Annotated in this window: 19 protein-coding genes and 2 pseudogenes; 8 read left to right on the top strand and 13 right to left on the bottom strand. The window is 73.1% G+C overall.

Translation table 11 applies throughout. The annotated features are described in order from the left end of the window. The first annotated feature begins 64 nt into the window (after window positions 1–64). Window positions 65–661, top strand: coding sequence for a helix-turn-helix domain-containing protein (locus tag E1283_RS08855; RefSeq protein WP_132817391.1), 597 nt, complete (start codon window positions 65–67; stop codon window positions 659–661). Between the two features lie 131 nt (window positions 662–792). Then, entirely contained in the window at window positions 793–2817 is a 2025-nt protein-coding gene (locus E1283_RS08860) for an alpha-L-rhamnosidase-related protein (RefSeq protein WP_132817374.1), read from the top strand. Between the two features lie 19 nt (window positions 2818–2836). On the opposite strand, the gene E1283_RS08865 is transcribed toward E1283_RS08860, so the two are convergent. Together E1283_RS08865 and E1283_RS08870 are read right to left on the bottom strand one after the other, a co-directional pair. Then, complete coding sequence (locus E1283_RS08865; RefSeq protein ID WP_132817375.1) at window positions 2837–4375, bottom strand: glycoside hydrolase family 31 protein; 1539 nt, start codon at window positions 4373–4375, stop codon at window positions 2837–2839. Between the two features lie 174 nt (window positions 4376–4549). Then, a complete protein-coding gene (locus tag E1283_RS08870) occupies window positions 4550–5398 on the bottom strand; it encodes a DeoR/GlpR family DNA-binding transcription regulator (RefSeq protein ID WP_132817376.1) in 849 nt (282 codons plus the stop codon). Window positions 5399–5761: 363 nt separating this feature from the next. Between E1283_RS08870 and E1283_RS08875 the strand changes: the two genes are divergently transcribed. After that, on the top strand, window positions 5762–6793 hold the full coding sequence (locus tag E1283_RS08875; RefSeq protein ID WP_132817377.1) for a LacI family DNA-binding transcriptional regulator: 1032 nt from the start codon (window positions 5762–5764) through the stop codon (window positions 6791–6793). Window positions 6794–6904: 111 nt separating this feature from the next. Here E1283_RS08875 and E1283_RS08880 read toward each other — a convergent pair whose 3' ends face one another. Further along, window positions 6905–7975 carry a rhamnogalacturonan acetylesterase gene (locus E1283_RS08880; RefSeq protein ID WP_132817378.1) on the bottom strand — a complete coding sequence of 357 codons (1071 nt, stop codon included), beginning with the start codon at window positions 7973–7975 and terminating at the stop codon, window positions 6905–6907. A gap of 167 nt (window positions 7976–8142) precedes the next feature. Between E1283_RS08880 and E1283_RS38615 the strand changes: the two are divergent. After that, window positions 8143–8280, top strand: a pseudogene (locus tag E1283_RS38615) (RIFT barrel domain-containing protein); the annotation flags it as partial. Between the two features lie 84 nt (window positions 8281–8364). Here E1283_RS38615 and E1283_RS08890 read toward each other — a convergent pair. Next, window positions 8365–9042, bottom strand: a complete 678-nt coding sequence (locus E1283_RS08890) for a hypothetical protein (RefSeq protein ID WP_243744701.1) — start codon at window positions 9040–9042, stop codon at window positions 8365–8367. A gap of 182 nt (window positions 9043–9224) precedes the next feature. Then, window positions 9225–10274 carry a uroporphyrinogen decarboxylase/cobalamine-independent methonine synthase family protein gene (locus E1283_RS08895; protein ID WP_132817380.1) on the bottom strand — a complete coding sequence of 350 codons (1050 nt, stop codon included), beginning with the start codon at window positions 10272–10274 and terminating at the stop codon, window positions 9225–9227. A gap of 258 nt (window positions 10275–10532) precedes the next feature. Between E1283_RS08895 and E1283_RS37105 the strand changes: the two genes are divergently transcribed. Next, window positions 10533–10871, top strand: coding sequence for a hypothetical protein (locus tag E1283_RS37105; RefSeq protein ID WP_165956054.1), 339 nt, complete (start codon window positions 10533–10535; stop codon window positions 10869–10871). A gap of 97 nt (window positions 10872–10968) precedes the next feature. Here E1283_RS37105 and E1283_RS08905 read toward each other — a convergent pair whose 3' ends face one another. After that, window positions 10969–11982: a glycoside hydrolase family protein gene (locus E1283_RS08905; protein ID WP_132817381.1), complete on the bottom strand. Its 1014-nt coding sequence runs from the start codon at window positions 11980–11982 to the stop codon at window positions 10969–10971. Between the two features lie 267 nt (window positions 11983–12249). Here E1283_RS08905 and E1283_RS08910 point away from each other — a divergent pair, with 267 nt between their 5' ends. Then, window positions 12250–13308: a LacI family DNA-binding transcriptional regulator gene (locus E1283_RS08910; RefSeq protein ID WP_132817382.1), complete on the top strand. Its 1059-nt coding sequence runs from the start codon at window positions 12250–12252 to the stop codon at window positions 13306–13308. A 32-nt stretch (window positions 13309–13340) separates the two neighbouring features. On the opposite strand, the gene egtD is transcribed toward E1283_RS08910, so the two are convergent. The 5 genes and pseudogenes from egtD to E1283_RS08930 all read right to left on the bottom strand — a co-directional run bounded on the left by egtD (window position 13341) and on the right by E1283_RS08930 (window position 18692). Beyond that, window positions 13341–14324, bottom strand: coding sequence for an L-histidine N(alpha)-methyltransferase (gene egtD / locus E1283_RS38620; RefSeq protein WP_243744703.1), 984 nt, complete (start codon window positions 14322–14324; stop codon window positions 13341–13343). Window positions 14325–14420: 96 nt separating this feature from the next. Beyond that, window positions 14421–15110 (bottom strand): annotated as a pseudogene (gene egtC, locus E1283_RS38625) (ergothioneine biosynthesis protein EgtC); the annotation flags it as partial. After that, window positions 15110–16450: an ergothioneine biosynthesis protein EgtB gene (gene egtB, locus E1283_RS08920; RefSeq protein ID WP_132817384.1), complete on the bottom strand. Its 1341-nt coding sequence runs from the start codon at window positions 16448–16450 to the stop codon at window positions 15110–15112. The gene egtB and the pseudogene egtC, both read right to left, overlap by 1 nt. Window positions 16451–16476: 26 nt before the next feature. Next, complete coding sequence (gene egtA, locus E1283_RS08925) at window positions 16477–17730, bottom strand: ergothioneine biosynthesis glutamate--cysteine ligase EgtA (protein WP_132817385.1); 1254 nt, start codon at window positions 17728–17730, stop codon at window positions 16477–16479. A gap of 230 nt (window positions 17731–17960) precedes the next feature. Further along, window positions 17961–18692 carry a TetR/AcrR family transcriptional regulator gene (locus tag E1283_RS08930; protein ID WP_243744702.1) on the bottom strand — a complete coding sequence of 244 codons (732 nt, stop codon included), beginning with the start codon at window positions 18690–18692 and terminating at the stop codon, window positions 17961–17963. A gap of 73 nt (window positions 18693–18765) precedes the next feature. On the opposite strand from E1283_RS08930, the gene E1283_RS08935 reads away from it, so the two are divergent. Further along, a complete protein-coding gene (locus E1283_RS08935) occupies window positions 18766–19080 on the top strand; it encodes a DUF1330 domain-containing protein (RefSeq protein ID WP_132817387.1) in 315 nt (104 codons plus the stop codon). Window positions 19081–19228: 148 nt separating this feature from the next. Here E1283_RS08935 and E1283_RS08940 read toward each other — a convergent pair whose 3' ends face one another. Then, on the bottom strand, window positions 19229–19420 hold the full coding sequence (locus E1283_RS08940; RefSeq protein WP_132817388.1) for a hypothetical protein: 192 nt from the start codon (window positions 19418–19420) through the stop codon (window positions 19229–19231). 231 nt (window positions 19421–19651) lie between these two features. Further along, window positions 19652–20050, bottom strand: coding sequence for a VOC family protein (locus E1283_RS08945; RefSeq protein ID WP_132817389.1), 399 nt, complete (start codon window positions 20048–20050; stop codon window positions 19652–19654). A gap of 215 nt (window positions 20051–20265) precedes the next feature. Between E1283_RS08945 and E1283_RS08950 the strand changes: the two genes are divergently transcribed. Then, window positions 20266–21411, top strand: a complete 1146-nt coding sequence (locus E1283_RS08950; RefSeq protein ID WP_132817390.1) for a magnesium and cobalt transport protein CorA — start codon at window positions 20266–20268, stop codon at window positions 21409–21411. Window positions 21412–21511: the final 100 nt, after the last annotated feature.

A 21511-nucleotide genomic window follows, 5' to 3' on the forward strand; every position in this document is an offset into this window, starting at 1 on the left:
GGCCTGATCGCCGCCATCGTCTCCCCGAACGGTGCGACGCCACATGCTGGACTTGCAAAGCCTCATGCCGGATCGGCATGCTGTCCGGGTGGCTACGGAGAAGAGAGCCGTCCTGGACGCGGTGGGACCCCGGCTGCGGGACCTGCGGCACCGGCGCCGGATGACGATCGCCGAACTGGCCGAACGCACGGGAATCAACGAGAGCACGCTGTCGCGGCTGGAAGGCGGCAACCGCAAGCCCACCCTGGAACTGCTGCTGCCGCTCGCCGAGGTGTACGCGGTGCCGCTGGACGACCTCGTCGGCGCGCCACGGACCGGGGACCCGCGCATCCATCCGCGCCCGGTCACCCGCGACGGGATGACGTTCATCCCGCTCAGCCAGCCCGGCGGCGTCCAGGCGCACAAGCTCCTCATCCCGCCCAGGCCCGGCGGTGAGCCCCGGCCGGCCACGCACGAGGGCTTCGAATGGCTCTACGTGATCGCCGGCCGGCTCCGCCTGGTGCTGGGCGACCAGAGCCTCGTCCTCAAGCCGGGCGAGGCGGCGGAGTTCGACACGCACGTGCCGCACTGGCTGGGTGCGGAAGGTGACCGGACCGTCGAGCTCCTGGTCCTGTTCGGACACCAGGGAGAGCGGGCCCACCTCAAGGCCCGCACCTCCTGACCACGGCCCGGAACCGCCCGGCCGGCGCCGTTCCCCGCGCTCCGGTACCACCTCACCTCGTCACACCCGGACGCCGGACGGTATCGTCGATGCGCATCGATTGCCTGTCCAGACCCGAGGGAGAGCCGCCGATGATTCCCACGACCACGCCCGTGACGCCAGCCGACATCGCGCGCCTCACCCGTGCCCGCACCTACGATCCGCTGCCCGACGACCCGGCCCACGAGCCGTTCACCCAACGGTGGTTCGCCCTTCCCGGGCAGTGGGAGCTGGGTGTCCTGCACCGCCTCGTCCGCGAGGGAATCGCCGCGGCGTGCGACGTGGAGTTCGCGCCGAACTTCGGCCGGCCGGTCCGGGTCGCGCACTTCCGCGTGGTGAACCGGCCGCCCGGGTCGGGGCTGTTGGTGCGGGCGACCGGCACCCTCCACGCCGGTTCCGGTGTGACGCTCGCGGACGCCGGGGACGGGGCGGTGCGCGTCCTGGCGACCGGCACCGGCCCGTGGGGGTTCGGCGTCGAGACCGACGGCCCGGGCCCCGCCGGCGTCACCGTGGTCGGCGACGGGGGAGCGACCGCGTTCGACGTCAGCGCGGACGGCGTCGCCTGGGAGCCGGCCGCCGTCGGGTTCGGGACGCCGACCACACCTCCGCACGAGCTCCGCAATCCGGTCCACCGGCTGCCGATGCGGCGCGAGGGCGACCTGTACGCCCTGCCGGCCGAGGTGCTGGGCCGGGTCGTCATCCGCTGTGCGGGCGTCCCGAGGATCTTCGCCGGGGAGTCGCGGGAGGAGGCGGCGGCCGGTCACGATGAGGAGCAGTACCACGATCTGAGGCGGCGTCCCGACGGAAGGTGGGAGTCCGTCCACGAACTCGGGCTGCGCTACCTCGCGGTGCACGACGCGGAGGTCGCCTCCGTCGAGGTGGCGGCGCGGGCGCATCCGCTGCGCCGCCGCGGGGCCTTCGCGTGCTCCGACGACCGCCTCACCGACATCTGGGTGACCAGCGCCTACACGCTCCGGCAGTGCGCGCACGGACTGATCGTCGACGGCGTCAAGCGCGACCGGATGCCCTGGATGGGGGATCTCGCGCTCGGCGCACCGGCCAGCGCCTACGCGTTCGGCGACCCCGAGCTCGTGGAACGCGGCCTCGTCGCCCTGGGCCGGAACACCTCCGGACACGTCAACGGCATCGTGGACTACTCCCTGTGGTGGCTGGTCTGCACGGCCACGTTCACCCGGTACTTCGACGCCGGCACCTACCCGCGGCGACACGCCCCGCACCTCCACGCCTTCGTCGAGCGACTGGCCGCCGAGACCGACCCGGACGGCGTGCTCCGCCCCACCCCGGGCGACGACGCCTACGCGAAGCCGATCTTCATCGACTGGGGGGTGGAGGTCGACCCCGAGCGCGACAGCACGGCACTGCAACTCCTCTGGTACTGGGCGCTGGAGAGCGCCGGCGGCGTCCTGCGCACCGCGGGGCACCCCGGCTGGCGCCGCTGGACCGACCTCGCCGGCCGGCTGCGCCGCACCCTCCACGACCGCGCCTGGGACCCCGGGGCGGGGGCGTGGCGCGAGTACCTCGGCCCGTCCCGGGCCGACTCGCCCTACCCGAACCTGTTCGCCGTCGCGTCGGGCGTCATGGGGGAGGAGGTCCCGCCCGGCGTCGCGCGGGTGCTGCTCGACGGGCCGCGCACCAGGACGCCGTTCGTCACCGCGTTCGCGCTCGACGCGCTGGCCCGTGCCGGACACCCCGACGCGGCCGTCGAGCGCGTGCGGCGGCTCTGGGGCGGGATGCTCGACGCGGACGCCACCACCTTCTGGGAGGAGTTCCACGAACCCGACGCCGGGCGGTACGAGATGTACGGCCGGCCCTTCGGCAAGAGCCTGTGCCACGCCTGGGCCGCCGGGCCGGCGCGGCTGCTCCCCGAGATCGTCTGCGGGCTCCGTCCGACCGGACCCGGCTGGAGCACGTTCACCGTCGAGCCGGAACTCGGCCGGCTCCACTGGGCCGGCGCCGTCGTCCCCGTCCCCGGTGGGGAGATCGGGGTGGTCGTCACCCGCGAACGACTCCGGGTGGACGTGCCGGCCGGCCACACCCTCGTCCGCGACGGCCGCGAGTACCCGGGACCGCGGTCGATCGCCTTCCCCGTTCGCTGAACCGCCGCATCGCCTCCGTTCAGACCGAGGGGCGCGCCGGGGCGGTGCGGCGGAACCACGGGAGCCGGGCGAGGGGGGCGTCGACCTTCGCCACGCGGGGGCCCTCGTACTCCTGGCCGTCGTCGGCGCGCCAGTGGCCGGGCGGGATGGTGACGGTCCTGGTGGTGGCGCCCTTGTCGAGGACGGGGGCGACGAGGATGTCGGGTCCGAGGAGGAACTGGTCGGTGACGGTGGCGTAGCCGTGGCCGGGGTGGTCGAACTCCAGGGGGCGGACGATGGGTTCGCCGGTGCGGGCGGCGTGCTGGGCGAGGGCCAGGATCTCGGGGCCGAGGCGTTCGTGCAGCAGGGCGGCCGCGCGGCAGTGGCCGAGGTGTTCGGCGTCCAGCAGCCGCCACGGGGCGGCGGAGAACTGCGTCATCGGGAGCAGGGCGGACGCCTGCGCGGAGCGGACGAAGAGCTCCGGGTCGAAGGTGGCGCTGCCGAAGGACTGGTACTCGCCGCCGCCGATCATGTCCGGGCAGGTGTAGGCGTGTCCGGTGAGCGACTGGGCCAGGGCGTTGGGGACGAGGGCTTCGAGGCCGTCCCGGCCGTGCCAGGCGTGTGCCTTGTCGCGTTGCCGCTGGGCGAGGGGGAGGTTGGCGGCCAGCCAGGCGTCGCGGAACTCGTTGAGCGGGTAATCGAGGCCGAAGCGGTTCCAGGCGACGGTGTACGCGTGCGGGTCGGGTCGGCCGAGGGCGGCGTAGAAGGGGGGTTCGCCGCCGTCGAACTTGAAGCCGTCCACGCCGAGCCGCGTCAGCTCCTCCAACGCCCGGGAGAGCCAGCGCGGGGCGTCGGGGTCGAGGAGGTCGAGGGCGGCGCCGAAGCCGTTCCACCATTCGCCGACGGCGACGCGGCCACGGTCGTCGCGGATCAGCAGGCCGGCGTCGCGCAGCGCGCGGAACGTCTCGGTGTCCGGGGTGACGTAGGGGACCAGCCACAGCATGACGGTGAAGCCGAGTTCGTGGAGTCGGGTCAGCATGGCGGCCGGGTCGGGGAAGCGGCCCCGGTGGAAGGTCCAGGTGCCGTAGGACTCGTGCCAGCTGTCGTCGATCATCAGGACGCCGGGCGGCAGGCCGTGGTCGAGGACGGCCTGGGCGTAGTCGAGGACGCCCTGTTGGGTGGGGTGGAAGAGGGTCTCGATCCACAGGTTGTACTGCGGGGCGGTGAACAGCCGCGCGTCCGGCGGCTGTCCGTGCGGGCGGAACCGCTCGGCGACCAGGTGCCGGTAGACGCCGGCCAGGTCGCCGTGGCCCTCGCCGAGGACCACGCCGGCGGCCGGATCGGTCCGCACCCGCAGGGCACCCTCCGTCGCCTCGAAGGCGAAGGGGCGCTCCGACCACACGTACCGGCCGTGGTTGGAGAGCAGCAGCGGCATGCCCTGGTTGCCGCCGAGGTCCCTCAGGTCGGCGCGGTACCCCTCGCCGAACGGCATGGCGAGACCGTCCGCCGCCGCTCCACCCCACCACGCCTCGCCGGCCTCGACGGGAACCGTCACGGCCGCATCCAGACCGTCGCTCATCCTCAGCCCTTCACATACTCACGTGCTTCCGGAGCGGAAGCGATCGAAGAGGGGGCCGGTTGCCCGCCGCATCCTAGGCACCTGCCTTTCCTCTTGGCAAGAAAAGGTCAGCTTTCGAAAGGGGGGCGGGCGGGGAACGGCGGGACCCGCCGGTCTCGTCCGTGAAGGCCCCGCTCAGCCGCCCTGGGCCACCTGGGCCACCTCGACCACCTCGACCTTCAGGCCGGCGTCGCGGCAGTCCTGCGTCGACCGGCTGTCCGCCGACGGGCCCGTGACGAGCAGCTCGGCCTGGTCGAGGGGGCAGATGGGGGCCAGCTCGACCCGCCCCACCTTGGAGCCGTCGGCGACGACGACGCACCGGGCCGAGGAGCGGAGCATGGCCTGCTTGAGCTCGGCCTCGGGGAGGTTGAGGTTGGTGAGGCCCCGGCGCGGGTGGACGCCGTTGCAGCCGAGGAAGAGCGTGTCGGCGTTGATCCCGTCCAGAATCCCGGTGCCGAGCGGGTTGACCAGGGAGTGCTGCGACGGCCGCAGCGTGCCGCCGGTGACGACGACGGTGAACCGGGGGATCGCGCGTTCCAACTCCAGGGCGATCGACAGGCCGTTGGTGAAGACCACGACGTCCCGCAGGTCGGCGCGCTCGACCAGCGCCCGCGCCACGGCCATCGTCGTCGTCCCCGCGTCGAGGATCACGCTCTCGCCGGGGCCCACCAGCCGCGCGGCCCGGCGGCCGATCGCGGCCTTCTCCGCCCGCGCCGCGCCCATCGCCTCCTCGAAGGGCGACTCCACGGCGCCCCCCGCCCGGCTCGCGGGCGGGCCACCCCGATGCGTCGCCAGCGCGCCGCCACGCACCCGGCGCAGCCGGCCCCGCCTCTCCAGGCTGTCCAGGTCCGCACGCACCGTGACCCGGGAGATGCCGAACTCCTCGGCTAGGTGGGCGACATGCACGAAGCCGCGCTCCTCGACCGCCGTCCCGATCCGCTGACGACGTTCCTCGGCGGGCACGCCCTCAAGGTTGATCACCATAAGGCAGATCTTTCATAGTTCGTCTGTTCTTTGTCAACGAGCACATAGCTGGTCGTCCGGACCGCCACGTGAGCCGCCCGGACGTGCTCGTTCCGCGTGACCCTTCCCGCGCGTCTTCTCGGTCGCTATGCGGCCACACGCGGCGGCACGCACCGTTGACGGGCGGGAGTCGAGTGGCTAGCGTTCACTGTCGATACGTATCGACTGACTGTCGACTGTCGATCGCCGCGCCTCGTCAGCCGTGTCAGCCGTGTCAGCCGTGAGAGCCGGGTCAAGGAGACAGATGAGCAGCCGACCGCCAACGAGTCGCCGCGCGAGTGGGACAGGTTCTCGGTCGCGGCCCGCCCCCGGGGTGGCGCCGCGATGGTGACGAGCAAGGACGTGGCCGCCCTCGCCGGGGTGTCGCAGAGCACCGTCTCCTACGTCATGTCCGGCAGCCGGTCGATCTCGCCGGAGACCCGGGCCCGCGTCGAGGAGGCGATGCGTGAACTCGGGTACCACCCGAACGCCAGCGCGCGCGCCCTGGCGGGGCGGCGTACCCACGTCCTCGGCCTCGTCGTGCATGTCACCGCGCGCACGGAGCTCGCCGGCGTGCTGCCCTTCATCGAGACCATCACCGCGGCCGCCCGCGAGCGGGACTACGACGTCGTGCTCGTCACCGCCGACGAGGGGCGCGCGGGCCTTGAGCGGTTGGCTCGGCGCGGCATCGTCGACGCCTTCCTCGTCATGGACGTCACCCGCCGCGACGAACGTGTGGAGACCCTGGCCGCGTTGGGGCTGCCCACCGTCCTGATGGGGCGTCCCGACGACCCTCGGGGGCTGCACTGGGTCGACGTCGACGGGGGGCGTGCCGGGGAGTTGGCGGTCGAGGAGCTGGTCGCCGCGGGCAGCGAGACGCTGGTCGTGATCGGCGAGCCGATCGGCGCGCCCAGCGGTGAGCACCGGTTCATCGCCGACTTCGAGGTCGGAGCCGGCCGGGCGGCCGAGCGTGCCGATGTCGCGGCGGAAGTGGTCCGGCCCCCCGAGCCGGGTTGGCCGGGGGTTCTGGCCATCCGCGACCGCCTCGTCCGCGGCGGCGGCGTGCGCGGGGGGATCGTCGCCCGTACTCCCCGGGTCGCGGAGCGTGTGCTGCACCTGCTGATCGAGGCCGGTTTCGATCCGGCCCGTGACATCGGGCTCGTGGCCATGTGCGAGGACGACGTGGCGCAGCGCCTTCGCGTCCCGGTGACGAACGTGTCGGCGGACTCGCGGCAGCACGCCAGGCGAGCGGTCGACGCGCTGTTCGCGCAGCTCCGGGGCGGCGCCGAGCCGGCGGACCCGCAGCTCGTCACCCCGACGCTCACCCGACGCGCCACGACCAGCGCCAGGAGAGTCCGTCGCCCGGCCCGCGGCTGAACGGCCCGGCCTCCCGGCGGCACGTCGCCGCGGCCGCCGGTGGGGCGACCACGGGGAGACCGGATCACCCCGGCCTCCCCGGCGCCGTTCTCTTCCGCTCTTCGGCGTCGGTCAGCGGATGACGTGGTCGGGGACGAGGTGTTGGGCCTGGAGTTCGGCGGTGACGAGGCCGGCGAAGGTGCGGGCGCCGTGGACGGAGGTGTGGGTGTTGTCGCCGGTGACGTCGGTGAGATAGAGGTCGCGGGAGGCCGTGGGGCCGAGAGCCACCACGAGCTGCTGGGTCAGGGCGGTGATGTCGATGAGGGGGACGTCCAGCTCCTGGGCGAGGGAGCGCATTTCGGCGGGGAGGTCGGCCTCGCCGGTCACGTGGAGGGCGATGGGGGTGAGCGTGCCGTCGCTGTTGAAGCGGCGGCGGACGATGGGGGTGACGAAGACCGGGCGGCCGTCCTGGGCGCGGACGCGTTCGGCCATCTCGGTGAGGTTCGCCCGGTAGGCGTCGCGGGTGGTCGACTTGTCGTTGTGCGCGAGCTGGATGAGGACCAGGTCGCCGCGGTCGACATGGCTCTCCACGTTGTCGAAGAGCTGCGGTCGGTACAGGAACGACGCGGTGCCCTCGCCGCCGTCCGCGTAGTTGGCGACGGACACGCCGCCGCGGAGGTACTGCGGCAGTTCCTGCCCCCAGCCGGCGTAGGGGATGGAGCCCTGGTCGCAGGCGGTGGAGTCACCGATGATCAGGATCTCCCGAGCGTGCCGGGCCTGGGTCACGCGCAGGCCGGCGAGCCGGGGAGCCGAGCCCTCGAAGCGGAGGTCGAGGCCGGGGGTGCCGGCTGGTCCTGTGGGCTCCCCTTCGGGGTCGCGCACGTCGACGGTGAAGGTGCGGCGCACGATCTCACCGGCCTCGGTGGCGGTTTCGGCGAGCATGGTGCGGCGGGTCTCGGCCGAGACACCGGTGCTGGCGGCGGCGTCGCCCCCGAGCCAGACGGTCACGTCGTACGTGCCGGGTTCGACGTCGACGTGGCAGGTGAGCGGGGCGCCGTCGGCGCACTCGGCGGGCAGACCCGACGGGGCGGCGGAACGCGCCTGAGCGGGCGTCACCAGCGGTCCGGCGAGGCAGGTCAGGACGGTGAGGAAGGCGAGGCCCCCGACGGCCCCGCGTATCCGGGTGGTGGAGGTCGATGACATGAGAGCGGCTCCTCCGGGCTTCTGAGTCCCTTTCAGGGACATAGCGGCGAGCACTTCGGCGCGGATCAGTGTGCACAGTTGTGTGCGTAGATGCAATATGTTGGAGCAGGTTAAAGATTGATGATTCGACACTGTCGAAAATGTTGACTCATGGACTGTTCCGCAGGATGGTGCCTCTGCGTCATCGCGTGGCTGGCTGGCCCAGCGTGTTCGCGCCCGACCAGGAGTTCTCGCTGGTGTCGGACTCGGGCGCGGCGATACCCGTGCCGTCCTGGCCGACGGGGTGGTGGCCGGACGGGTCGGTGAAGTGGACGGCGCACGCCGTCAGCGGCGCCGACCCCCGCGCCGAGAACCACCGGCTCACCGTCGGCGGGGCCCCGGCCGACCGGTCACTGCTTCGCGGCGTCCCACGGCTCGCCGAGCGGGCTGTCGAAGGCGCGCAGCAGGACCAGCAGCGCGGCTCCCAGGCGCCAGTCCGTCTCCGGCGCGTGCAGGAGCAGCCGGTCGCCGCCGGACCTGAACTCCAGCCTGGCCCGGCCGTCCACGCGCCAGATGATGCGCCGGGGCCCACGCGCGACGTCACCACCGCCGCCGAGCAGACTGGCCAGGACGATCAGAGCCTGCACCGGCCACAGAGGCCACCACACGCACCACCAGAAGATCCGCCCCTTGAAGCCCACCGCCGCGGGACCACCGGCCTGCGTCACCGTCCAGCGGGTGCGCAGACCCCTGCCGCGCAGCGCCTTCTCCCGCACGAACGTGCCGATCAACTCGCCCTGCGGGCCCAGCACCTGGAACGTCGCGACACCACTCGCGGCAGAGGCGGTCACCAGGGTCGCCACCCGCTCCCGACGGTCCTCGCCGGCCCACAGGACGAAGGAACGAGCCCCACTGCCACGGGCGGCCAGATACGCGGGTATGCCGCCCGGCGGCAACTCGCGCTCCGCGTGGGCGACCACCCGTGGTGCCCCCGAGCCCTCGGAGAACTCGACCCAGGTCCTGACCGGCTCCAAAGTGCCGTCCGGACCGGCGGGACGGCGGACCTTCATGGTCAGTACGGTGCTCACCCGACGTGCTCCCCCTTGTGTGCGGAGCCTTCCGGTATCTGAGACTCCCCGTCCGATCCTACGGAGGGCGCCGACGGCGACGACAGCCACGCCCACCCAACTCCGACCCGCGTGCCGCTCCTTGGTGCCGGGGGTGTGCGCCACGACGAACCGCGGTGGGCGGCCGAGAGGCCCGGTGGTTCTCAGCCGCCGAGTTCCGCCGCCGCCTTCGCGGTGCCCTCGACGCGGGCGCGGATCTTGGCGAACGCCGTCTGGCGGGAGGTGGACCGGTCGTCGGCGAAGGGGGAGAAGCCGGTGTCGTCGCAGGTGCCCAGTTGCCCCGGCGGAATGTGCCGGGCGGCGCGGAGCACGCGGTCGCGGACCTCGTCGGCGGTCTCCACCCGCGGGTCGAGGGGGTCGGTGACGCCGACGAACACGCGGACGCCCGGCCGCAGTTGTTCGGCGGTGATGCGCAGGACCCGGTCCTGATCGGCCTCGCCGGCCAGCGCGAGGTAGAAGTTGCCGGCCTGGAGGCGGAACAGCTCCGGCAGCAGCTCGGCGTAGTCGACGTCGAGGCTGTGGGTCGAGTCCTGGTCGCCGCCGGGGCTGGTGTGGACGCCGATCCGGGCGCGTTCCGCCTCGCCGAAGCGTTCCAGGAGCCGGTTGTCGAGCTCGACGAAGTCGCGCAGGACCCCGCCGCTCGGGTCGAGCTTCAGCGCGAGGCGGGCCTCCTCGACGTCGAGTTGGACGCTGTGCGCGCCGGCGTCGAGGCAGCCGCGGATCTCCTGCTCCGACTCGGTGAGCAGGTCGTCGAGGAACGCCTCGCGCGGGTACCCGTCGATGCCCTGCGGCGGGTAGAGCAGGCTCAGCGCGGAGGGGGCGACGACGGCCTGTTTCACCGGGACCTTGGCGTGCCGCAGCGCGGTCCGCAGGTACTGGTCGGCGCGGGTGCGGTAGCGGAACGGGCCGGCGGTGAGGCGGGGCAGCTGGCGCTGGTGTCCGTCGGCGTAGGGGATGACGACGCCGTCGGGGGCCAGGCCGTCGGCTCCGTCGACCGGGTAGGTCCAGAAGCTGGCCTTGGCCTGCTCGCCGTCGGTGACGACCGTCGAGCCGAGGTCCTGGAGGCTGTCGATGGTCTCGCGGACGGCCTGGTCCACGGCCTCGTCGAGGGCCGCGCCGTCACCGCCCGCCATGGCGTTCAGCACGTCGACGGTGCGGGGCAGGCTGCCGATCGGCTCGGAAGGGATGTTCATGCCGGGACCCTAGAAGCCCCGCCACGGGCCCACCCGGGCTGTGGCACCGGACCACCCCCATGAGTGACCGGACCCGCGGACCTGGTTGACGCCCTCGGCTCCATCGGACCGTCGGCCGGATCGGCCGCTGACGGCACGCTGATCAGGCCGTCGGCACCCGCGCCGCCGGTGGCGTGGTTCGGGGCGAGCGCGAAGGAGACCCCGAAACTCGCGGTGGTGTGCCAGAGTTCGCCGACCGTGTGGATCACCACCGGGACGATGAGCACCGTCGCGGCCGCCCACGCCGGAATACCCGCGGACAGCGAGATCAGCGAGCAGGCGACGAGGAACGCGGCACCCGCTCGACGGCAGGCGGCGCCGCCGGCGGCGGGGGAGTCGACGTCGCGGCTGGCCCGCACCTGGAACAGGACCGGGCACGGGCTGGTCGTCGGCGAGATCACCTGCCGGCCCGGCCGCATCACCCTGCTCTCCTCGGCCGAGTCCCTGGCCTCGGTGGCCGGTGTCACCCGCGTCAGCATGAAGGCCGGCGTCGGCGACGTCGTCGGCCCACGCCTGATCACCACCTCGACCACGGGACTCGTCCTACCGGAGAGTTGACCGGACGTCAGTCGGCCGGCCGCCCGGGTCCCCTCGGCCTGGCACCGCTCGATGAGGCGAAGAAGCCGGCACGGGCCGAACCGCCCGGCCCCCGAGGTCAGTTGGCGCGGGCCAGGGCGATGTTGGTCGAGCCGCGCTGCCCGGCCTCGTAGAACATGTGCAGCCGTCCGTCCGCCTCGACGAACGACGGTGCGGCGGCCCGCCCGTTGTCCGGCGCGGCCGATCGCGAGTCGTACAGCACGCCGAGGTGGTCCTCGCGGTCGAATCCGGTACCGACCCGGGCGACATGGATGTTCCCCGCGCCGGAGTGGTACACCACGTGCCCGCCGCCGTTCCGCGACCAGTAGTGCGCGCCGGAGACCTGGCCGCCCTCGCCCGCCCTCGGCGAGATCAGGGGGTCGGGCTTGACCTGCCAGCCGGAGGTCAGCGACTGGGACCAGCCGATGTAGATCTTGCGGGTGCCGCCGTGGTTGCCCATGAAGAGCATGATGTACATGTCCGACTGGGTCGGGTGCGGGAAGACCCGGGCGTAGGACGTCTCGCTGACGCCCGGAAGCATGTAGGTGCCCACCACCCTGTTGTGGTACTGGAAGCTGCGCCCGTCGGCCGAACTCGCCACCCGGGTCGTGTGGTTCTCGCCGTGGAAGAACAGGTAGATCCTGCGGTCCGCCGGGTTCCAGAAGGCGTCCGGGCTGGAGACGTGGGAGACGTCGAAGCTGGCCCAACTGCGCGGAATGATCGGGTTGTTCGGGTACTCCCGCCAGGGGCCGGTGACCGTGTCGGCGTAGGCCAGGCAGATCCCGCCGGGCGGGTCGTGCGGCGCGTAGTACATGTACCAGCGGCCCAGCGGGTTGGTGATACGGCCGGCGACGTGGCGGACGGACGGGAAGATCAGCTCGTCGGTCGGGTTGTACCTCAGTTGGTTCTTGTCGAGTGGCTGGCCGAAGTAGCTGAAGGTCGGGAAGCCGGGCACCGCCGCCTGTGCGGTGGGGGCTCCGGCGAGGGACAGCAGTCCGCCGGCCGCCGTCGCGGTGCCGAGCGCGGCGGTGCCGCGCAGCAGTCCGCGGCGGCTCACGGGGGTGGCGGGGGAGTGGCTCACGTCGTCCGTCACGGTGACTCCAGAGGGGGATTCGACGATTCATCGAGTGCTGCCGCCGGGGGGTTGCGCCGTCGGCCGGCAGCGGTGGTGCTCGGTGCGGGAAGCCGATGGCAGCACAGCTTCAAGGCGGCTCGGAGCAGCGTCAAGGTGGTAATACGAATTACCACCTTGACGGCCTTCGGCCGGGAACGCAGCATGACGGAACGCACCGCCACCTCACACGTACGAGACATGGGTGATCGACGATCAGCCGGGGACGAGAGTCGAGAGGAGACGGCCGTGACCGGACCCCGCCGCCGGGTGACCCAGCAGGACATCGCCCGGATCTGCGGCGTCAGCCAGACCACGGTCTCCCTGGTGCTGAACAACCGGCTCGACGCCGGGGTGCGCATCGCGTCGGAGACCAGGGAACGGGTTCTGGAGGCCATCGCCGAGACCGGCTACGTGGCCGACCCGGTGGCCCGCCGCATGGTCGCCAGGCGCAACCGGATCATCGGCGTCTTCACGTACGAGGCGGTCTTCCCCAGCGGTACCCGGGACTTCTACCAGCCCTTCCTGGCGGGCATCGAGGACAGCGCGGAACAGCTCGGCTGCGATCTGCTGCTGCTGACCAGCGCCCCGGTCGTGGAGGGACGGCGGCGCATCTTCCACGAGGGCAACCGCTTCCGGCTCGCCGACGGCTGCATCCTGCTCGGCCGGGAGACCGACCGTGGCGAACTGGCCCGGCTGGTGGCCGAGGGCTACCCGTTCGTCTCGGTCGGCCGCCGCGCCGACACCGGCGGCCCGGTCCCCTACGTGGGCGCCGACTACCCGGGGGCGGTCGCCGAACTGGTGGCCCAGGCAGTGGAGATGGGGCACCGGCGGCTGGCCTATCTGGGCAGTGGCAGCCACACCGAGTCGCGCGGCGACCGGCGGGACGGCTTCACCGCCGCGCTCGCCGCCACCGGCGCCGCGGGCCCGGTGCTGGCCGGCGAGACCGCCGAGCTCGTCGCCAGGCTGCCGGAACTGGTCGCCGACGGCGTGACCGCGCTGTTCGTCGAGGACCCGGCCGACTGCCAGCAACTGGCCGACCGGCTGGCCGAACTCGGGCATCCGGTACCGGCCGCGATCTCCACCGTCGCGCTCGGCGACCCTCCCCCGGACTCCGTCTGGGGGTACCCCCATCCGCCGGCCACCGCCGACATCGACTTCACCGGCTTCCGCATCCCCCGCTGGGAGATGGGGCGGCAGGCCATGGAGGTGCTCAGCGCCCTGCTGGAGGAGAAGAGCACCGAGCCGCAGCGTCTGCTGCGCTGCGCCGGCCACCGGGGCGCCAGCCTCGCGCCGCCGCCCCGGTGACCCACGCCCGCCGTCGGCGGGCCCGCCCGCGGCTAGTTCGGGACCGCCATGAGGAGGGCGAAGCGCGCCGCCGGGTCGGTCCACCAGTGGCGGACGGTGAGGCCGCCTCGTGCGAGTTCGGCGGTGAGGGTGTCGCGGCGGAACTTGCAGGAGAGCTCCGTGCGCAGGTCCTCGCCGGCGGCGAGGTCGAGGGTGAGGTCGAGGTCGGGGATCTTGACGGTCTGGGGGGCGCGGGCCCGCAGCCGCATCTCGATGCGTTCGAACTCCGGGTCCCACCGGGCGACGTGGTCGAAGAGGTCGGGGTCGAAGTCGGCGCCGAGTTCGCGGTTGAGGACGTGCAGCACGTTCCGGTTGAAGGCGGCGGTGACGCCGGCCGCGTCGTCGTAGGCGCGGACGAGGGTCTCGGGTTCCTTCACCAGGTCGGCGCCGAGCAGCAGCACGTCGTCGCCGCTGAGCGCGCGCGACAGGGTCCGGTAGAAGGCGCGGCGTTGCCGTTCGTCGAAGTTGCCGATGGTGCTGCCGAGGAAGGCCAGCAGGCGTGGACCCGGCTCGTCGGGCAGCGACGGCGCGAGGTCGGACTCGAAGTCGGCCACGGTGGCGGAGACCGTGAGCCCCGGGTAGTCGAGGTGGATCGCGGCGCCGGCCGCTTCGAGGGCGGGGGCGCTGACGTCCAGCGGCGCGTAGCGGCGCAGCGTGCCGGCGGCGGTCAGGGCGTCGAGCAGCAGTCGGGTCTTGCGGGAGGAGCCCGAGCCCAGCTCGATCAGGGTCGTGGCCCGGGTCAGGGTGGCGATCTCCGGGGCGCGGCGGGTGAGGATCTCCTGTTCCGCGCGCGTCAGGTAGTACTCGGGGAGCCGGGTGATCTGCTCGAACAGGTCGCTGCCCCGCTGGTCGTAGAACCACTTGGGGGACAGGGTGCGCGGCGTGCTGCCGAGGCCGTCGCGTACGTCCGCGTGGAGTGTGGTGGTGAAGTGGTCGGCGGGCAGTCGGTCGTCGAGGGTGAAACCGTGGTCGGTCATGGGGCGTGGTCCCTTGGGGCTGGGGTCCGGGGCGCGCAGGGGGATGATCCGCACGCCGGCGGTCGTGGCCAGGAGCAGCGAGCGGTCGGGGGCTTCCCGCCAGTCGCCCGGGGTGTCGTCGGGTTCCGAGGCGACCAGGACCGTGCCGGGGCCGGTGCGGTACCACAGGGTGTCGCCCCAGGCGGTGGCGGTGATCGTGTGGCCGTCGGTGAGGAGGAGGTTCAGCCGGGCGGTCGGCCGGGCCGCGCCGACCTGCCGGACCACCGCGGCCAGGGCGCCGGCCGGCGGCTCGCCCCGGCGCAGCCGGCGCACGATCATGGCCCACAGCACGGCCGAGTCGCTGTGCGTCTCCAGGGCGAGCGCCTCGGCGGCGGTGAGGTCGGTGGGCAGCCGGGTCCAGTCGGGGACGGCGCCGTTGTGGCTGAACAGCCAGCGCCCGTCGCGGAAGGGCGCCGCCGCCGACTCGTCCTGGGTGGTGCCCGCGGTGGCGGAGCGGACCGCGGCCAGCACGGTGCGGCTGGTGATCGTCCTGGCCAGTTCGGGGAAGTTGGCGTCGGCCCAGACGGGCACCGCGCGGCGGTAGCGCGCGGGCCGGGGGAGACCGGGGTCGCCCTCGGTGGTGTCCGCCCGGTCCGGGTACCAACCGACGCCGAACCCGTCCGCGTTCACCGTGCCGTGCCGCTGTCGCGCGGGCCGCCAGGACTGCTCGTACAGGCTGTGCGCCGGTTCGGTGAGCAGCCGCGCGAGGGTCACGGGCGGCCCCAGGTAGGCGAGGTGGCGGCACATCAGTCGCGGCCCTCCCCCGCGGCGTTCCCGGCGGTGCGGAAGCCGGCGAAGATCTGCCGTCGGATCGGGTAGTCCCAGTTGCGGAAGGTGCTCCGGCCGGCGACCGGGTCGACGGAGAAGGCGCCGCCGCGCAGCACCTTGTAGTCGGGGCCGAAGAAGACCTCGGAGTACTCCTTGTAGGGGAAGGCGGTGAATCCGGGGTAGGGGTCGAAGTCCGAGGCCGTCCACTCCCAGACGTCGCCGATCAGTTGCCGGGCGCCGCTCGGCGCCGCGCCGGCCGGAAAGCTGCCGACGGGTGCCGGCTGGAGGTGGCGCTGGCCGAGGTTGGCGTGCTCGGGTCCCGGCTCCGCGTCTCCCCAGGGGTGGCGGCGGGAGCGGCCGGTGGCGGGGTCGTGCCGGGCCGCCTTCTCCCACTCCGCCTCGGTCGGCAGCCGCCGCCCGGCCCACCGGGCGTACGCGTCCGCCTCGTACCAGCAGACGTGCAGCACGGGCTCGTCGGGGGGAACGGCCTCGGTGACGCCGAACCGGCGGCGCAGCCACCGGCCGCCCTCCCGGCGCCAGAACAGCGGTGCCCGGAGACCGGCCTTCCGGACGTGCCGCCAGCCCTCCGGGGCCCACCAGCGGGGTTCGCGGTAGCCGCCGTCGTCGACGAACGCCTGGTAGGCGGCGTTGCTGACGGGCACCGTGTCCAGCCAGAACGCGGGGACGTCCACGGTGTGGTGCGGTCGCTCGTTGTCGAGCGCCCACGGGTCGGTACTGGTGCCCATGGTGAACGGGCCGCCGGGGACCAGCACCTCCCGGGGCAGCGTGGCCGCGTCGGCCGGTGCCGGGGGCGGCGCCGGCGCCTGGACGACGGGAGGCCCCTCGCGCAGTTGCAGGGTGGCGAGCATCGTCTCGTCGTGCTGCTGCTCGTGCTGGGCGAGCATGCCGAAGACGAACCCGTTCGCCAGCAGCGGGTCCGGGTTGTCGGGCGAGGTGTCGGTGCCGGCCAGCACCTCGAAGGTCGCGGCGCGGACCGCGGTCAGGTAGGCGCGGGCGGCGGCCGGCCCGAGCAACGGCAGGGCGGGGCGGTCGGCGCGTGGGTGTTGGAAGGCGTCGTAGAGCGGGTCGAGGTCGGGACGCAACCCGGGGCGCCGGCCGGCGGTGCGGACCAGCCACAGGTCTTCCTGGTTGGCGATGTGGGCCAGGTCCCAGACCAGGGGGGACATCAGCCGCGAGTGCTGGGCGACGAGGTCGTCGTCGGTGACCTGGTCGGTGAGGCGCAGGGTCCGGCGCCGGGCGGTCTCCAGCGCGGCCCGGGCGGCGGCGGACAAGGTGGTGCCGTTGTCAGGGGTCGTCATGGCATGCCCTTTCGCTTTCGGACGGGTCACGCGCGGCCGAGCGCGTCCAACTGGTCGTGGGCGGGACATCGGCCGCGTTCCGGATAGCGCTCCGCGAAGGAGGCCAGGGCCCGCCGCAGGGCCGTGGGTGCCCCGTGGCGCGCCAGGGCGCTGTCGGCCGCCGCGAAGCAGACGCGAGCCGCCTTGGCGAGGTCCGGGTCGGCGAGGCCGACGCGGGCCGCCCGTCGCCAGAGGTCGTCAGGGGGATATGGCTCGGGGTTCCGGCACAGCGGCTCGGTGGCCGCGTAGGCGGCGTCCGAGGCGACGGGGTCGTCGAGGAGGGACGCCGCCAGAACGGTCGGCACGATCCAGTCGTCGCCGTGTTGTGCGTCGACCATCCGCAACTCGAGCCAGCCGCGCGGTCTGACCGGCGGGAAGAGCGTGCCGAGGTGGTAGTCGAGGTCGGCCCGCGTGGGGGGCCGAAGCCCCGGGGCGCCGCGCAGCCAGTCGCGGAAGGTCAGCCCCGGGGGCGCCGACCAGTCACGGTCGCGGGCGCCGCCGACGCCGCGGACGCACATCACCTTCGCGTCGAGCGCGTAACGGCTCCAGGCGACGCGCGGGTCGGCGTGCTGGCGCGGCTGGTGGGTGCGGCTGGCGTCCATCCGGAACCAGAGGGCCTGGCGGGTGGACAGCCATCCGGTGGAACGGCCGTCCTGAACGGGGGAGTTGGCGAAGGCGGCGACGAGGACCGGGCCGATACGGTGGGCGAGCTCCCAGCGGAAGCGCTGGCCGGAGACGCCGTCCGAGTCGTCCCCGCAGTCCAGGTTGACCTGCACGGAAGCCGTACGCCGCATCATCACCCGGCCCCAGGGGCCCTCGCGGTCGAAGAAACCCTCCATCGCCCGGTAACGGGGATGACGAAGCACCCGGGTCGGATCGCGGAACGGGTCCAGGCCCTGGCCGACCAGCGTCAGTCCGGCCTGCCCGACCGCCGTGCGCAGCACGGTGAGATCGGCGGCCATCGCCTCGACGCACGCGGTGAGCGAAAGGGCCGGCGGGGAGCTGAGCTCTACCTGGCCGCCCGGTTCGCGGCTGAGTGTGCTGCCCCCGGGGAGGGCGCCTGGGCCCTCGACCGGTGCGAGGGCCGCATCCAGTCGGTCAACGGATATCGGTAGCCGACGGTTGTGGCGGTCCTGGACCAGCCACTCCGTCTCCACACCAGTCCGCTCGGGCGGGCCGGTCTTGAAGCAGACACCACGCACATGCGTCTCCGCCTCCTCGGGGGTCAGTGCGGTCGTCATCGTTCCTCTCCTCACTCAGAGGTCTCACCGGCCGGCGTGGACCGGGCGAGCGCGAAGGACGCCGGTCGGAGCTGGTGAACCGCGCGTCTTCGGGACAGCGGGCGACACGGCCCGCTACCGACTTCACGGCCTCGCACGGCTTCTCGTATACCCACACCCGCATCCGGAATCTCCTTCCCGGGCGTGACGAGACTGCCGTGGAGGACGCCACGGGGAGGTGCGGAAGGGCGCTACGAGGTCAGGCCCAGTGACCTGAGCAGGTCGAGCATCTCGGCGCGGTGCAGCGCGGCCGGGTTGCCCGCGACCGGGTGGATGTGGCCGTCGACCTCCAGGGCCACCAGGCCGTGCATCCGGCCCCAGACGCGCAGCGCGAGGGCCGCGGCGGCGGGTTCCACGTCGGGGAGGTCGGCGCGGATCTTCGCGACGTACTCGGGGTGCAGGTCGGACCAGGAGGCGTCCGCCGGCTGGTGGTGCCGGGCGTGGGGCCACGCGGCGGCCACCAGGCGGGTGAGTTCGCGGCACACCCGGCGCGCCGTCTGGTCCACCGGGCCGTCCTCCGGGGGCTGGTAGCCGGGGACGGGGTGGCCGTAGAAGAGCCGGAAGCTCTCCGGGTGGGCCAGTGCCCACTCCCTCAGGGCCTGTCCCCAGGCGAGCAGCCGGCCGCCGGGGTCGGTGTCGGGCACCGCGCCGCTCGCCGTCTCCAGCGTCGTCGCGAGCGAGGTGGCGATCCCGCTGATCAGCGCCGTGACCAGGTCGTCGCGGGTGGGGAAGTAGCTGTAGATCGCGCGCGCCGTCATCCCCATCTCGCGGGCGATGCCGCGCAGCGAGATCGCCCCCGGCCCCCCTTCGGCCATCTGCCGCAGCGCGATGGCCTCGATCTCCCGGATGGTCTCCGCCCGCAGCCGCTCCCGGCGGCTCGTCACGCCCGCGACCTGCCTGCCCTCGCCCTTGCCCTCGCTCACGTCGAGCAGGTTACAGGGGTGCGTTAGTCTTCGGCGTGTCAAAAGTACACGCCGTGTCCAAAGGAGGCGGGGCATGCCCGCTTACGTCATCGTCGGTGTCGATGTGCTCGACCAGGAGGCGGGTCTGGCCTATGCCGCCGTGGCCCAGCCGTCCATCCTCAGCCACGGCGGCCGTTACCTGGTGGCGGGTCCCACGCCCGCTCCGGTCGAGGGTGCCTGGGACTCCGACCGGCTCCTGGTCATCGAGTTCCCCGACATGGACCGGATCCGGGAGTGGTACGACTCGCCCGAGTACCGACGGGCCCGGGAGCTGCGGAAGGACGCGGCGCGGGTGCGCATGCTGTTCGCCGAGGGCTCGCCGGCCGAGGGCTTCTCCCTCCCGACCTGAGCCGGGCCCGTCGGCGGTCGCCGCGGTGTCGCTGAGCGCCCTCACCCCGGGGAACGGAACCCGCCCGGGGTGAGGGGTGTTCTTGGTTCCGCGGCGCGAACGCCGGCCGCCGCCGGTGGGCGGACGTCGGGTCCGGCCGGGCCGTGGGTCAGGCCCGCGCGGCGCGCGGGTGGCTGCGGCGCCAGGTCCACCGTGCGGTGCCGCCGGTGAACACGGCGATGACCGTGCCGATGAGCGCCGCCATGAACTGGCCGTCGAAGAGGTCGACGACGCTCTCGTGGGTGAACAGCACGCACAGCACGCCGGTGGCGACGGCGAGCAGGCTCCAGATGTCGCGCATGGGGGTTCTTCCTCCTCCGGTCGGTGAGGCGTTCGGTGGTTCCACGCTCCTGACGGTTCGCCTGCCCCGTTATCAAACGGTTATGTCACCTTCGGTGAGGACGGGCCCTCGGGCGCGCCCCCGCGCCCCCGCGCCCCCGGGCCGCCGGGGCCTGGAGGGTGAACTGCCGCGCCGGCGGGCCGCGCTCGTCACGGCGGACCAACCGGCCGCCGGCCAGGCGGTGTTCGACGCCTACGCCGGCACCGGGCCCGTCGGGAACAGGCAGAACTCGTTGCCCTCGGGATCGGCCAGCACGGTGTTGTCCGCGTGCCGCGCGCGAACGGTCGCGCCCAGGGCGGTCAGCCGGCGGATCTCCGCCTCCGGGTCCGCGGCGCGCAGGTCCAAGTGCACGCGGTTCTTCGCGCTCCTGGCCTCCGGCACGAGTTGGAACCACAGACGAGGTCCTCCGCCGGTCGTCTCGACGAGCACGGTGGGGTCGTCTTCGGTGCTGGTGATCCCCGCGGCGCGCAGGCGGGCGAGTTCCGCGTCGTCGTAGGGCGCGACCGCGTAGCCGTCCAGGGCCGCGGCCCAGAAGCGAGCCGTGGCCGCGGGGCGAGCGCAGTCGAAGACGATGTCGTGAAGGTGCGCCATCCGCCGATGATCCCCGCGCCCGGTGGATGCTGTCGCACGGTTTTCGGCACCCGGCCGGCCGGGTGCGCGCGGTCCACCACCGGCGGCGCGTCCACGTGGGTACACCCTGCCCGGCGGCTCATGTCCCGTGCGTACCGGAAGGCGGGTGAGACCCACGATGTGTGGTGAACCTCCGAGTCGTGTGCCACGTGTCGCCTGTGAGAAGGACTTCTCCCATGTCCGAGCGCCGTCTGCGTGCCCTGCGCGCGCTCACCAAGCCCGTCAAGCGCCACACCGAGCCCGGTCCCGCCCCCGAGCCGGAGGAGGCCCCCGCCCGGGCCGAGCAGCCCGAGGCGGGGGAGAGCAGCGTGATCACCGCCGCGCTGTACGGCGACGGCCGTCGCACCAGCGCCCCCGACTCGTTGGCCGACACCTTCCGGCAGTTGCGGGCCAAGCCCGGCGGCATGGCCTGGATCGGCCTCTACCGGCCGACCTCCGCCGAGTTGGTCTCCCTGGCCGAGGAGTTCGACCTGCATCCGCTCGCGGTGGAGGACGCCCTGGAGGCGCACCAGCGGCCCAAGCTGGAACGCTACGGGGACACCCTCTTCGTGGTGTTGCGTGCCGCCCGCTACCTGGACGCCGCCGAGGAGGTCGACTTCGGTGAACTGCACGTCTTCGTCGGCCCCGACTTCGTCATCACCGTCCGCCACGGCGCCGCCCCCGACCTGGCGGGGGTGCGCAGCCGCATGGAGGACACCCCCGAGTTGCTCGGGCTCGGCCCCGAAGCCGTCCTGTACGCCATCCTCGACGCGGTGGTCGACGGCTACGCCCCCGTCGTGGCCGGCGTCCAGAACGACATCGACGAGATCGGGACCGAAGTCTTCGCCAACGCCCCGGAGGTCTCCCGGCGCATCTACGAACTCTCCCGCGAAGTCGTGGAGTTCCAGCGCGCCGCCCGGCCGCTGTCCACCATCCTGCGCGGGCTGTCGGCCGGGTTCGAGAAGTACGGCATCGACGAGGAACTGCGGCGCTACCTGCGCGACGTGGCCGACCACGCCACCCAGGCCACCGAACGCGTCGACGGCTTCCGCCAGGCGCTGCAGGACATCCTCACCGTCAACGCCACCCTCGTCAGCCAGCGGCAGAACGAAGAGATGAAGGCCCTCGCCGAGGCCGGCCACGCACAGAACGAGGAGATCAAGAAGATCTCCGCCTGGGCGGCGATCCTCTTCGCACCCACGCTCGTCGGCACCATCTACGGCATGAACTTCGACCACATGCCCGAGCTCGGCTGGGTGTTGGGCTACCCCTTCGCGCTGCTGCTGATGGCGGTCGTGTGTCTCGGGCTGTACGTGGTCTTCAAACGCCGGGACTGGCTGTAGGCCGCAGGCCGCGCCGAGGCCGGTACCGACCGGGCCAACTCGGCGTCAGTTGCGTCGGGTTCGGCCGTGGGGCTGATCAGGGCCGTGCGGGGGGCGGGTG

The sequence above is a fragment of the Streptomyces hainanensis genome, from assembly GCF_004348415.1.
GTDB lineage: Bacteria > Actinomycetota > Actinomycetes > Streptomycetales > Streptomycetaceae > Streptomyces > Streptomyces hainanensis.